Source organism: Enterococcus sp. DIV0724b, from assembly GCF_050531475.1.
GTDB lineage: Bacteria > Bacillota > Bacilli > Lactobacillales > Enterococcaceae > Enterococcus_L > Enterococcus_L haemoperoxidus.
Genome location: NZ_CP172890.1, coordinates 1,488,799 through 1,501,631, shown reverse-complemented (window position 1 = coordinate 1,501,631; position 12,833 = coordinate 1,488,799). Strand labels below are relative to the sequence as shown.

Here is a 12,833-nt window from a genome sequence, read left to right as displayed (position 1 = left end):
TAGCAATACTGCTATCTTCTTTATATCAATAAACGAATATTTTATCTATAAATCGGATGTTTTCTACTGGTATTTTTTTATTTTTCAAATAATTGGTTTACTAACAAAAGTCACCTTGTTATTTAGCAAAATACAAGGTAGTATAGAGTAAAATAGCCCTTAAATAAATGATTTAGCTTTTATCTTACTTGGGCCTTCTATAACCATTATTTTATAAAGTGAGGATATATTGATGAAAAATTTACTAAGTTTAGGAGTCTTAACATTATGCAGTGTAACCTTAGCTGCTTGCACAGGAAATAACAACTCTACTAACGAGAAAAAATCTGAACATACAGCAACTTCCCAAAAGAAAACTGACGAAGTCTATTTTAAAGATGATACCTTAAAAATAGATATGGCAACCTTGAAAATACTTTCTACTGAGGTATTACAAGCCGATGAAAGCCTATATAGAGAAAAACCTCAATTAGCGATTACCTATGAGGTTACTAATGACAGCGATGAGCTTATTTCTGCCTCTACTGTCTGGATAGCTTGTATGGGACTGACTCAAGAAGGTGAAAACACAATCAATAAGCTAACTGTTGGTATGACGCCACAAGATGAAAAATTTACTGAATACACAGAACATCAATTAGATGACATAAAACCTGGTGGTACAGCCAAAGCAGTCATCTCTTATGATTTAGAGGATACAGAAACACCAGTTAAATTAAAAGCAAATCAAGGAATGGCTGGAAAAGAACTGGGAAAAAGAATGATCAACTTAAAATAATAATTGATTGAAATGTAAAACTAAAAAAACAGGGACAGCAGTCGTAATTCCATTGACTACTGTCCCTATTCTTAATGATCAACGATTTGTTACTTCGTTATTATCCAAAAATCGTTGCATTCGTAAAAAAGTATCGTCTTCTCAAATAAATTGATTTATCTGTGGAACTAATCTTTTAAAATATTATGATTCAACGTGATTGTTTAACGCTTTTTCATTCGGCCACTCTTCGATAAAAATAAAATGACCGGGGGCAATTTGATCAATAAATAGATCATATGCAACACTTTGAGATTCTCTCTTTGTTTTTCTACTAGCTTTTTATATAGAGGATAGAGGGACAACTTTTTCAATATGTTCAAGTTTAATAAAATCTTCGGCAATTAATTTCAACATATCTGTTCTTCATTTCTGTTATTTTTTAGACAAAAAAAAGGCCTAACAGCCTTGTTAAATCAACTATTCATTCAGACACATGGCGGCACCTACTTAGTGCTGCTTCCTTCCGGATCTGACACGCTTCGTAAGCCCACCATTGTCCTAGCCTTTCGGCAAGATTTAGTATACCGCATTTTTTGATGCTTGGCTAGTCTTTCTGTTGATTTTTTAAAAATTTCTTTTCTTCTCTCAGTGTTCTAAAAAAATTTGAAAGCAAATCACCGCATTCTTGCTCTAAAATTCCCGATTCAACGTAAGCAACATGATTGAATCGCTCATCTTCCAAGAGATTCATTAAAGTACCAGCTGTTCCACCTTTTGGATCCTTTGCCCCATAGTAAACTTCGTTGACTCTAGAAAGAATCATTGCACCGCTACACATAGGACACGGCTCTAACGTGACAAATAATTGAGCACGTTCTAAACGCCAGTTTTCAATCGTTGCACAAGCTTGTTTAATAGCATACATTTCTGCATGAGCCGTTGCATCTTGGCTCTCTTCTCTAAGATTATGTCCACGACCAATAATTTCTCCATCCAAAACAATAATTGCACCAATCGGGACTTCTTTAATGGCTTCCGCTTTTTTAGCTTCCTTGATGGCTTCTGTCATAAATTTTTCTTTTTCTTCGATCGTTAAACTGCTTGTCTTTTCATTCAAGCGATTTCCGCCTCTCGTTCTTTATACTTTTCCCTCATTCATGGTACAATAAACTAGTGAGGTGTGTCTATGACTATTGAAGAATTAATTGAATTGTATCCTGCAGGTAAAATCCAACAAACAAAAGCCACAAGCGAAGCTCTTTCATTACCGGTCAACGGAAAATATTTTGTCCTTGCCAAAGAAGCACTACAAGAGACAGAAATTCGTTTATTGGAAACCTTATTTCCTGCAAAGGAATATTTTGTCAATCAAAAAAATCATCCTTGGTTTGGCTATTTATTCGATCAAATGCCTATTGATGTTGACGGGACATTTCGTATCATGCAATTTCAACTCAAAAAACCGAAAGCGTTTTTACAATCAGAATGGGAAAATAGCATCACAGAAATCTTCCCTAATCTCGATGATTTCTTTTTTACTACTGAAAATGATGGCGTTTTAATAGAAAAATACGCTAAAAATCACTATACCTTAGAAGAGCTCCAAAGTATATTTTTAACGTTAGATGCAGATTTTGATTCTTCAACGACTGTTTATGTAGGAAATTTCTTCTTAGCTAGTGATGGGATTTTGACATTATTCCAAGAAGAGCAACAAATTTTTAAAGCAGAAGTAGACAATCTTAAGGTTAAATCCACCTTTTCTTTGTCTGATGTGGCTTTGCATTATTTCACTAAAGAGGCAATGAATCAAAGCAAGATCGTACAAACATTTGCCAAACAACTGGTTTTAACAAGTGAACTTCAAAAAATCATCCTTGCTCTTTGGCATAATCAAGGCAATATTAGTTCAGCTGCCAAAGATTTATACATGCATCGTAATACTCTTCATTACCGTTTAGAAAAATTCTACGAGCAAACAGGACTTTCTTTAAAGAGAATGGATGATCTTGTATTTTGCTATTTATTAATCACAAAATAAAATAAGAGTGACTGGGACATAACTCTATGAGTCATACACCTCAGTCACTCTTATCTTTACATCATTTCTTCAACAAAACTGACTAAACGATCTTTCAAATTCTCCGTATTGTCTTTTAAAGATTCTCCGTAAGAAGAGATTTTTTTTCTACCGTCTTTGACCTTACCTAAAACGTTCATCATAGAATCAAGCTCATCATCAGATAAATCATCTACAATTCCTAGCAATTTTTCATTGCCGCCAAATTTATCGTTTACAAATTTTTTTGCTTTAAAACGATTTGAGACATGGTACACTTTTTTTACAATTTTCTCAGATGCGATCACCGCCACTGAAACACCTGCTACCGCAGCAATACTTAAACCGATACTAATTTTTGTTGATGTTTTCATTCTCTTCAGCTCCTTCTTACTATCTATTCTTATGATAACACACTCTTAAAAATTGAGGTAATAAAACAAAACATCGCAAATTTTAATCTCTACGATTGTTACCACCAAACAAAATAATCAAGCGAAGTAATTGTAAAAACGTAGCTAATGCTGCTGCCACATAAGTCAAAGCTGCCGCAAATAAGACTTTTCTTGCCATAGGTACTTCTTCTTCTGTCAAAATATTGCCATCTGATAGAATTTTTAACGCTCTACGAGACGCATTAAATTCCACTGGTAAAGTAACTAATTGGAAAAGTAATGCCAATGAGAACGCCAATATTCCAATATTGATCAATGTCTGGTTCCAACTAAATAACACACCGACTAAAATAATTGGAAATGACAATGCCGAGCCGAAATTCGCAACAGGGACGATAGCTGCACGAATTTTTAATGGACTATAACCCGTATGATCTTGTACCGCATGACCACATTCATGTGCTGCTACACCAATTGCAGCAACTGAAGTTGATTGTGCTGTCGCTTCAGATAAACTTAATATTTTATTACCAGAATTATAATTATCAGTTAAATCGCCTGCGATTTGTTGAACACCAACATCATTGATTTGTTCTTTTTTCAAAATATATTGCGCGGCGTTTGTACCTGTTACATTATTGCGACTTTGAATTTTATCATATTTTTTAAACGTACTATTTACGTATGCTGATGCAGCCATTGAAATCAACAATCCTACAATTACTAGGATATATGTTGGGTCAAATATTGCATAAAAAGGCATCATTTTTATTCCCCCTATTCTTTTCTATATTGTATCATGAGTTTCTAAAAAAAGTGTAACTATTACTTGACGAATTTATGAACTCCAAAATTCAATTTCTAACAAAATTGTCACATTATTTTAAGTCATTTCAATGGCATCCCAACTAAAAAAAAGGCATACTACATTTAAGAGGTGACTATATTGAAAAAATTTCTACTTTTTATCCTGCCATTCACTCTTTTAACTGGCGGTATCTGGTTTGGTTATAATTATTATTTTGGCGGCAAAGACTACTATACTCGTGTGGAAGCACCAAATGAAGTAAAAACAGGAAACTTCTCAAATGGTGAAAAATATACAGAATATGATTACATACAAACTGCCTATAATAAACAAGGTGAAAAAACAGTGCAGAAGACATACGAAATTAGAGATAAACCATTACGAATCAATGCTTACTTAAAACTAAAAGTCAATCCTAGAAAAGGCGTGCTCAGCTGGGAAGAAGTTCCTGAGACGGCTGTTCCGAAAAAAGCACTTGAAAAATTGTCAGAGTAACATTAAATGATTTAAAAAAACTCCTCATCAAGTTTGATGAGAAGTTTTTTTATTATAGTTGATTGCTAATTTTTTCAATGTTTTTCAATACGATCGAGACTGTTCCATCAGGATTATTAACAAATTCGATTAAGTCCCCATTTCGATATACTTCGATTGGAACAATCAATTCAATCCCATTACTCATCTTTAATTTTTGCTTACCAAACTTTTTCTCTGAAATTTCTCTAGCTTCACGAACAGGCGGCGTTTTATCAACAAACTTCGATTCATTGACCTCATCTTGGTAAGCCATGCGTGCCGAAATATTTTCTTTAAAAACCAATTCAGCTACTTGCTCATTGTCAATTGTTCCAGTTTCTTCAATGCTTTCATAAACTGCTTCTTTCACAGAAGCAATCAATTCGAATTCGTCTTCATTGAATTTTTTACCAATCCGTTTTACGGCTTTTTTAATTTCTTTCATGTTTTCTTCTATAGAAGGTGCTGGTTGTGATTCAATTACTTTCTCAGAAAAATACCAAACTTTTTCCCCTGAAAACTCATAACGTTTTTCTAAAAGCTCATATGCTAAAGTATCTAAGTTGACGGTCATCCCTTCATCAGGCTTTTGTGATTTTGAAGGTAAAATAGCTCGGTTGATGATCAATTTGTTATAAACAGCCTCATCTTCATAATCTACATAGTGAGTGTAACTTTCTTTGTAATTTAATTTGATCATTGCTAAATGCATCACTGTATCTAATTCATATAAAATAAAAAGAACATCCGCACTTGGCGCATCTTCACTCCCTGAATAAACATCATACCAATGCTGAGCTAGTTGCTGACTTTTTTGAATAAAGTCATTAGGAATACCTCGCATTTTATCAACGAATGAACTTTCCTCTGCTAAAATACCTGTTTTCGTTTGAGCCGTTGACAGCTTTGTTATTTTGCTTGTTAGATAAACGCGAATATATTCTGTCGTTAAATCTAATTCTTTTGCTGAAAATACCGGAGTTCCGGTTTCACGATCAATAATGTGTAAAATTGCACTTTTTAAATAAATATCCATCTGTCATTCTCCCTTTTATTAAGCCCTATTTAGTCTACCCGAAAGAAACAAAAAAGCCAACTATTTTATTGATTTAAACATGAAATATCTCGTGAAGTTCTTATTAAAAATAGCTCTATCTATGATTGATTGGTTTAGGTAACAAAAAAAGCAAGGCAACAATTTTTTTGCCCTGCTCACTATTTCCTCTATTTATTTAAAACACTCTATTCCTATTGATTTTCTTCTACAAATAATTTCCCAGTTGCTTCATCGACAGGATCAAGTTTGTTAAAAATACCTTTTGTTCTGAAAATATAAGTTAAAACAAATGGAACAACAACTGCAATCAACATTGCGCCGAAAAATGCCAGATAATATTGAGGAACGATAGATAAAATACCAGGTAATCCGCCAACTCCAATACTGATTGCCTTAACATCAAACAGCGTTGAAAATAATCCAGCACATGCAGAACCGATCATTCCGGCAACAAATGGGTAAACATATTTCAAATTGATACCAAACATTGCAGGCTCTGTGACACCTAGATAACAAGAAATCATCGCTGGAATTGATACTTGTTCTTCTTCTTTGTTCCCTCTGTGCATAAAGACAACAGCCAATACAGCAGATCCTTGAGCAATATTAGACAATGCAATCATCGGCCAAAGGTTTGTCGACTGAAAATCAGCAATCAACTGTAGATCGATCGCGTTTGTCATGTGGTGCAGCCCGGTTATTACTAAAGGCGCATACATGAAACCAAATACAGCTCCAAATAACCAGTTAAGCGATGAGGTTAACCCAGCATTAACAATATCTGAAATCCAGCTTCCAATAGCCCAGCCAATAGGACCTAAGATTACATGTGCAGCAATCACTGTTGGAACTAGAGCAAACAGCGGGACGAAAATCATCGAAACTGCCTGTGGTATAACTTTTCTGAAAAATATTTCTAAATAAGCAAGTAAAAATCCTGCCAACATTGCCGGAATAACCTGAGCTTGATACCCTATCATGTTCACTTGAGCAAAACCAAAATCCCAAAAAGGAATATCAGCGGCAGCTGTACTTGCCACAGAATAAGCATTTAATAATTGCGGCGACACTAAAGTGATTCCTAAAACAATTCCAAGAATTTGAGTTGTGCCCATTTTCTTAGTGATACTCCAGGTAATACCTACAGGTAGAAACTGAAAAATTGCTTCACCAATCAACCATAAAAATGAATTTACACCACTCCAAAATTGTGAAACTTCAACAATTTTCTGTCCATCTAAAAAACCAAAAGGAATTCCTTCTAATACATTACGGAAACCTAAAATCAGCCCACCAATAACTAATGCTGGGATCAACGGTGTAAAAATCTCAGCTAAAACTGAAATCGCCCGCTGTACCGGATTTAGATTTTGTTTTGCAGCTGCTTTCCCCTGCTCTTTGGAAACGCCTTCAACTCCTGAAATAGAAGAAAACTCATTATAAAATTGTGGGACTTCATTCCCAATAATCACTTGAAATTGACCAGCGTTCGTAAAGGTTCCCTTTACAGAAGGTATCTTTTCAATTGCTTCAGTATCCGCTTTACTTGGGTCATTAAGAACAAAACGCATCCTAGTTGCACAGTGCGAAACAGCAGCGATATTTTCTTTTCCCCCTACATATTCTAACAGTTTTTTTGCATCTTCTTGAAACTTACCCATTTCCTTAGCTCCTCTCAATTAACTTGTATATACAATTCAGCTGTATTTGTATAATACTTTATTATTTCTTTTTTTACAAGCGTTTTCTTTTTAAAAACTAAAACTTTTTTCAAATCTTAGTCAAAAAACTAAAATCCTAAACCTTACCATGTAATGATTTATATTTTTTTAATTACTGGTAATTATTTCATAAAATGGTACACTTGGATTTATCAAATAAAAAATAAAAAAAATACTGTTCAGGTCAGTATTTCACCGAGGAAAAGATGAAAAAAAAGAAAATTACTAGCATTGTAAAAAAACGTTTATCAGCTGTTCAGGTTTTAGCTTTAGGATTTATTGTTTTAATTTTTATCGGCGGAGCTCTTTTATCCTTACCACTATTTTCACGTAGTGGTAACGCAACACCTTTTATTGATGCATTGTTCACTTCTGTTTCCGCGGTTTGTGTAACTGGTTTAACAACCGTTAACACGGCCTTGCATTGGAATGCTTATGGTCAGCTGATTATTATGATTTTAATTGAAATTGGCGGATTAGGCTTCATGACGATGCCTGTTCTTTTATATTTTATTTTACGAAAAAAAATTACTCTTAGTACCCGTATATTATTACGTGAGGCTCTTAATTTAGATGATATGTCGGGAGCCTTTCGCTTGATGATATATGTCGTCAAACTAGCAGCAATCATTCAAATTGTAGGGGCAATTTTACTTTCAATTCAATTTGTTCCTGAATTTGGCTGGAGGAAAGGTCTCTTTTTCGGACTGTTTCATTCTATATCAAGTTTCTGTAATGCTGGTTTTGATTTATTAGGTGATAGTTTGACTCCTTACCAAACAAATCCATTTGTATTGTTGGTGATAGGTGGCTTGATTATTTCCGGTGGTCTTGGTTTTATCGTTTGGCAGGATTTGTTACAATTAAAAAAGAAACGTAGATTTTCTTTACACACTAAAATAGCCTTGATTACAACGTTTTCTCTGTTGGTTGGTGGCTTTATCTTATTTTTTGTCACTGAACATAACGCAAGTGATTTAACAGCTGGTACTAATTTTTTTGATCGGTTAGCGAATACTTTTTTCATGTCTGTGACACCCAGAACTGCAGGATATTATTCAATTGATTACATGCAGATGACAAATGCAGGACTGATTACAACCATATTTTTAATGTATGTAGGTGGAACACCCGGTTCTACTGCTGGCGGTCTTAAGACCACGACCTTTGCGGTATTGGTAATTCAAATTGTTTCAATATTTAAAGGACGTACACGGGCAGAATTTCAGGGACGAACGATTCGAAACAGTACTGTCTTTCGTGCTTTGACATTGTTTTTTATCACATTGACTTTATGTGTGTTTTCAATCATGCTCTTGACGATTACGGAAAATATTCCTGAATCCTCTGGCATAGAGTATGTGGCGTTTGAAGTATTTTCTGCATTTGGAACTGTTGGGTTAACAATGGGATTAACCCCTGAATTAAGTGTTCTTGGTAAAGTTATTATTATGTTATTGATGTATATTGGAAGAGTCGGGATTTATACTGTTGGCTTTTCATTATTAACAAGAGGTCAAAAACAGCAAGCTAAATATAAATACCCAGACGAAAGTGTTATGATTGGATAAAATAAAAGATAAAAGAAACATCAAGATTAAAAATCTTGATGTTTCTTTTATCTTTTATTTATGGATCTATACTGATAAATAAAAAAATCCCACCTTCTATTGAAAGTGGGAAAAGGAGTTTTACTCTAAAGAGTAAAATGAAAAAATAAAAAGGGTTGTTGTTGGTATGTACTTATAATACTATTATTTGAATTAATTATCAACTATTTCCCCTCGTATATACACTATTTTTTTAAAAATAAATTTAGAACGTTTTCTTTTTTTGAAATAAATAAAAAAATCCCATCTTCTTTCAAAGATGGGAAAAGGAGTTTTACTCTAAAAGAGTAAAATGAAAAAATAAAAAGGGTTGTTGTTGGTATAGTTGTATATTAACTTTAAATAAATAAAATTTCAAGTAATAAGCCTCGAAACTATACATAATTAAAATAATGTAGTCACAAAATCCTATTTTTTTCAAATTTAAATTATTTCCAAACATCTAAACCATATATGGTGAGTTATTTTTGCGTTATTCTAAAAAAAACGACCTAATAAAATATTAGGTCGTTCTGAAAGTCTTTAAATTAGTTTTTTACGATATTTACTGCTTGTGGTCCACGTTGACCTTCTTCGATATCAAATGATACGCTTTGGCCTTCGTCTAAAGATTTGAATCCGTCACCTTGGATTGCTGAAAAGTGAGCGAATAAATCTGTTCCGTTATCTTGAGTAATAAAACCAAAACCTTTGTCTGCGTTAAACCATTTCACTGTACCTGTATTCATAAATGTGTTCCTCCTAGTGCTTTTAGCACGATTAATTTTTGCAATACCTTTGTGATAAAAAAAGAGGAATTAAAACACCCTTACGAATGAAATGACCTATTAATTTAAATTACAATTATACTACATTTGTTATTATACGATGCTATTAAATAGAAGTATACCTTTTTTTTCATTTATGAGAAAATACTAATTTAACTTGTTAGCCACTTCCTTATTTTCCTTAAAAAGTAAAATCCCACCTCACAAGAGATGGGATAAGGATAGTTATTTGTTAAGGTATTGATTTTTCAGACTTACCTAGTCTACTATACAAAACCGAATCATGCAAATACATTTTATAAAACTTTTTCTTTTTTTGCAGCAAGTATGTTTTCCGATACGGCTCACATAAGATTTGGTGCCCATTATTACTAGTGTTTATTTTCACTTCTACTGCTATACAATACTTCAATTTTCTTGACAAAATTTTGTGCCAATTTCTCTGAATACGTGATGATAATGATCGTATCACTCCCTGCAACTGTGCCAGCAATTTCTTCATATTTTACTTCATCAATGTAATTAGTAATGACATCTGCTAGTCCATTTTCCGTATGAATCAACACAATAAAACCTACTTGTTCTATTTTTTTCAATGTCTCTTGTAAAGATTCACGCAGCTTATTTTCACTATTTTTCTGAGATTCTTGATCTACAATGCTATACTTTATTTTTCCGTCTTCTTGATACGTTTTTACAATATATAATTCTCTAGCATCTCTTGAAATTGTTGATTGTGTTGCATTTACCCCATTTTTCCTGAGTAAAGCTAACAGCTCATCTTGTGTTTCAATCGTATTTTGTGTGACAAGCCGTCTAATGATTTTTTGACGTTCCTCTTTATTCATTTTCACACGTCCTCATTTTATAGACTATAACAACAACATAGCACCAATCAAGATCAAAAGATTCAGCAGACTTATAACAATAATTGGTTTCATCATAAATTTAGTCCATGTCGAGTACTCAATTTTAGAAATCTCTAAGCCACCCATCACAACGCCAGATGTCGGTGTAATTAAATTTATCAAACCACAACCAGCTGTGAAGATCATTACCATAACATCGGGGCTTAACCCAATATTATGAGCTAGACCTCCCATTACCGGGATAGAAACATAAGCTAGTCCGGAGGTCGACGGAATCAAGAAAGATAGTAACAGGTACAAAACGTAGGCACCTATCACAAACAAAACAGGCGACAATCCTTGGAGTGCTGAAGCTGATTTATCTAATATGAATAAATCCAAATGAGTCGTTGCCATCAAAATAGAGGCACCTCTAGCGACAACTATGATCAACACAACAGATAAAATATCTTTTACCCCTTCGATAAATGTCGTGATTGTTTGTTTTTCTGATAATCCATATACAATAGCTATCACCAAACTCATCAAGAAAAACCACATGGCCAGATCTCCAAAATACCAATGACCAAAGCTAGTTCCCGTAAGATAAGAAGTCCAACCATTGAAAATATGAACCCCGAAAGACTCCCAAGGAATCAAGGAAACAACCATAATAAGAAACCCAAAAGAAAATATACTCAAAATAATCTTATGCTTTTTCGTGAATGGTAACTCTTTATTCTCATCTTGACCAAAATATTCCCTCATATCCGCTTGTTCTTGCAATGAAAGGATCGTTGACCCTTTATCTGCTTTCACTTTTTTGGCATATTTCATCATATAAAAAATTGAAAATGCCGTCGTTGTAAACCATAAAATCAATCCTATGATCAAAATTACTCCTGTGTTCGGTTTGATATCAATGCTTTTTAATGCATCCATGGCAACCCCTGTTGCAAATGGATTGACAGTGGAACCAATTACTCCAGATCCAGCTCCAAGTAACACCGTCCCCACAGCAACTAACGTATCAAACCCTGCAGCAACCATTGTCGCTGTGATCAATGCGTAAAAAGGCAATGTCTCTTCTGCCATTCCATAAGTCGATCCTCCGATAGAGAATAAAACCATCAAAATGGGAATAATAATCAATTCATTCCCCTTAAGTTTTCTAACAACATGTTGAATTCCAGCTTCTAAGGCTCCAGTTTTCGTAACAATATTTAAAAATCCGCCCAAAACTAAGATAAATACACAAATTTCAATGGCATCTTTAAATCCGTTAAAAGGAGACATGACCAAATCAGAAAGCTTTGCACCCACAACGTGATCAACAGCCTTTGTCCCACCAGAAGGAATGGTTGGTGTAAATGTTTGACCTGATAGAAACCAAGAAATGATTGTTAACGCAATAATGATAATAAACAAAATACTAAATGAAGATAAAGATTTTTTCTGCTTTTTCTGCTCTTTTTTGTCCATTGTTCTTTCTGTATGAAAACCATACTTTTCCTTTCAAATTTTTTCGTTCATTTCAAAATAAGAGGGGAAAAATACAGGGAAATGCTAGTCATGATCTAGCGAAAAGTAAGCTGGATCAAAAAAAATCAACTCTTTATGCAGATACTGGATTTTCTTTTTTTTAACCAGTTTCTTTATTACAAGGCTGGCCGTTTCTCTTGTCGTGCCACTGCTATGGGAAATATCATTCATTAGAATCGGATAGGGTATAACCACCTGATTAAAATAATTTTTTTCACCTAAATCATGCATTAAGATCGCTAGCGTATTTTTAACACGCTGAGAGGCACTAGAAGTTACACAGCTTTCAATTTTGAGCACATGTTTTTTTAAAGTCAAAGACACTTGGTTAAAATAAAACAGCAACTGCTGATTATTTCCCTGTATCGCTTTTTCAAAAACTTTCGTTGAGAGATAACACACTTCAATATCTGTCATAGCGATCGCTGAGAAATGATAGTTTTTGTCTGTAAAAAGTCCAGTTAATGGAAATACCGCGCTGTCTTTGACAAAGTTCAAATAGAAAAGTGTACCGGTTTGATCGATTTTTTCAAATTTCACAAGCCCCTTTTTTAAAATAAACATACGGTTTCTTTCATCACCGGCATCAAAAAGAACTTGGCCTTTTTTATATGCTCTACAATATGAATTTTTCTGGATGACGATAGATTCTTCTTCATTTAATTCTGAAAAATAGGGACATCCTTTTAGTGAGTCATTCTCTTGTAATACTGTCATTTTCTTCAACTCCAACTTAGTCAATAATTTTCT

The 12,833-nt window shown here is 33.8% G+C and carries 13 protein-coding genes and 1 other RNA gene; 4 read left to right on the top strand and 10 right to left on the bottom strand.

Annotated features, from left to right (window positions below; all coding sequences use genetic code 11):
* Window positions 1-232 precede the first annotated feature (232 nt).
* On the top strand, window positions 233-778 hold the full coding sequence (locus tag IGJ02_RS06940) for a DUF5067 domain-containing protein (protein ID WP_010761104.1): 546 nt from the start codon (window positions 233-235) through the stop codon (window positions 776-778).
* Between the two features lie 451 nt (window positions 779-1,229).
* On the opposite strand, the gene ffs is transcribed toward IGJ02_RS06940, so the two are convergent.
* Together ffs and tadA are read right to left on the bottom strand one after the other, a co-directional pair.
* Window positions 1,230-1,327: signal recognition particle sRNA small type (gene ffs, locus IGJ02_RS06935), an RNA gene on the bottom strand.
* A gap of 37 nt (window positions 1,328-1,364) precedes the next feature.
* On the bottom strand, window positions 1,365-1,877 hold the full coding sequence (gene tadA / locus IGJ02_RS06930) for a tRNA adenosine(34) deaminase TadA (RefSeq protein ID WP_430603816.1): 513 nt from the start codon (window positions 1,875-1,877) through the stop codon (window positions 1,365-1,367).
* Window positions 1,878-1,946: 69 nt separating this feature from the next.
* On the opposite strand from tadA, the gene IGJ02_RS06925 reads away from it, so the two are divergent.
* Complete coding sequence (locus tag IGJ02_RS06925) at window positions 1,947-2,801, top strand: helix-turn-helix domain-containing protein (RefSeq protein ID WP_010761102.1); 855 nt, start codon at window positions 1,947-1,949, stop codon at window positions 2,799-2,801.
* A 56-nt stretch (window positions 2,802-2,857) separates the two neighbouring features.
* On the opposite strand, the gene IGJ02_RS06920 is transcribed toward IGJ02_RS06925, so the two are convergent.
* Window positions 2,858-3,193, bottom strand: a complete 336-nt coding sequence (locus tag IGJ02_RS06920) for a hypothetical protein (RefSeq protein WP_010761101.1) — start codon at window positions 3,191-3,193, stop codon at window positions 2,858-2,860.
* Window positions 3,194-3,275: 82 nt separating this feature from the next.
* Window positions 3,276-3,980 carry a zinc metallopeptidase gene (locus IGJ02_RS06915; protein WP_010761100.1) on the bottom strand — a complete coding sequence of 235 codons (705 nt, stop codon included), beginning with the start codon at window positions 3,978-3,980 and terminating at the stop codon, window positions 3,276-3,278.
* 180 nt (window positions 3,981-4,160) lie between these two features.
* On the opposite strand from IGJ02_RS06915, the gene IGJ02_RS06910 reads away from it, so the two are divergent.
* The gene (locus IGJ02_RS06910) at window positions 4,161-4,517 is read left to right on the top strand and encodes a YxeA family protein (RefSeq protein WP_010761099.1); all 357 of its coding nucleotides are present in this window, start codon (window positions 4,161-4,163) and stop codon (window positions 4,515-4,517) included.
* 52 nt (window positions 4,518-4,569) lie between these two features.
* On the opposite strand, the gene IGJ02_RS06905 is transcribed toward IGJ02_RS06910, so the two are convergent.
* Complete coding sequence (locus IGJ02_RS06905) at window positions 4,570-5,574, bottom strand: nucleoid-associated protein (protein WP_010761098.1); 1,005 nt, start codon at window positions 5,572-5,574, stop codon at window positions 4,570-4,572.
* Between the two features lie 212 nt (window positions 5,575-5,786).
* Window positions 5,787-7,256, bottom strand: coding sequence for a PTS system trehalose-specific EIIBC component (gene treP / locus IGJ02_RS06900; protein ID WP_430603815.1), 1,470 nt, complete (start codon window positions 7,254-7,256; stop codon window positions 5,787-5,789).
* Between the two features lie 266 nt (window positions 7,257-7,522).
* On the opposite strand from treP, the gene IGJ02_RS06895 reads away from it, so the two are divergent.
* Window positions 7,523-8,887 (top strand): TrkH family potassium uptake protein, encoded by a 1,365-nt coding sequence (locus IGJ02_RS06895; protein WP_430603814.1) that lies wholly within the window; start codon window positions 7,523-7,525, stop codon window positions 8,885-8,887.
* Window positions 8,888-9,453: 566 nt separating this feature from the next.
* On the opposite strand, the gene IGJ02_RS06890 is transcribed toward IGJ02_RS06895, so the two are convergent.
* From IGJ02_RS06890 to IGJ02_RS06875, 4 genes are all read right to left on the bottom strand, one after another.
* Window positions 9,454-9,654: a cold-shock protein gene (locus IGJ02_RS06890; protein WP_010761095.1), complete on the bottom strand. Its 201-nt coding sequence runs from the start codon at window positions 9,652-9,654 to the stop codon at window positions 9,454-9,456.
* A 410-nt stretch (window positions 9,655-10,064) separates the two neighbouring features.
* The gene (gene argR / locus IGJ02_RS06885; protein ID WP_430603813.1) at window positions 10,065-10,541 is read right to left on the bottom strand and encodes an arginine repressor; all 477 of its coding nucleotides are present in this window, start codon (window positions 10,539-10,541) and stop codon (window positions 10,065-10,067) included.
* Between the two features lie 24 nt (window positions 10,542-10,565).
* Window positions 10,566-12,023: a YfcC family protein gene (locus tag IGJ02_RS06880; protein WP_430603811.1), complete on the bottom strand. Its 1,458-nt coding sequence runs from the start codon at window positions 12,021-12,023 to the stop codon at window positions 10,566-10,568.
* A gap of 84 nt (window positions 12,024-12,107) precedes the next feature.
* Window positions 12,108-12,800 carry a Crp/Fnr family transcriptional regulator gene (locus IGJ02_RS06875; protein ID WP_430603809.1) on the bottom strand — a complete coding sequence of 231 codons (693 nt, stop codon included), beginning with the start codon at window positions 12,798-12,800 and terminating at the stop codon, window positions 12,108-12,110.
* Between the last annotated feature and the right edge of the window lie 33 nt (window positions 12,801-12,833).

Coding starts and splice junctions, on each gene's coding strand:
- IGJ02_RS06940 (WP_010761104.1), top strand. CDS start 233: ATGAAAAATTTACTAAGTTTAGGAGTCTTAACATTATGCAGTGTAACC.
- IGJ02_RS06925 (WP_010761102.1), top strand. CDS start 1,947: ATGACTATTGAAGAATTAATTGAATTGTATCCTGCAGGTAAAATCCAA.
- IGJ02_RS06920 (WP_010761101.1), bottom strand. CDS start 3,193: ATGAAAACATCAACAAAAATTAGTATCGGTTTAAGTATTGCTGCGGTA.
- IGJ02_RS06915 (WP_010761100.1), bottom strand. CDS start 3,980: ATGATGCCTTTTTATGCAATATTTGACCCAACATATATCCTAGTAATT.
- IGJ02_RS06905 (WP_010761098.1), bottom strand. CDS start 5,574: ATGGATATTTATTTAAAAAGTGCAATTTTACACATTATTGATCGTGAA.
- treP (WP_430603815.1), bottom strand. CDS start 7,256: ATGGGTAAGTTTCAAGAAGATGCAAAAAAACTGTTAGAATATGTAGGG.
- IGJ02_RS06895 (WP_430603814.1), top strand. CDS start 7,523: ATGAAAAAAAAGAAAATTACTAGCATTGTAAAAAAACGTTTATCAGCT.
- IGJ02_RS06890 (WP_010761095.1), bottom strand. CDS start 9,654: ATGAATACAGGTACAGTGAAATGGTTTAACGCAGACAAAGGTTTTGGT.
- argR (WP_430603813.1), bottom strand. CDS start 10,541: ATGAATAAAGAGGAACGTCAAAAAATCATTAGACGGCTTGTCACACAA.
- IGJ02_RS06880 (WP_430603811.1), bottom strand. CDS start 12,023: ATGGACAAAAAAGAGCAGAAAAAGCAGAAAAAATCTTTATCTTCATTT.
- IGJ02_RS06875 (WP_430603809.1), bottom strand. CDS start 12,800: ATGACAGTATTACAAGAGAATGACTCACTAAAAGGATGTCCCTATTTT.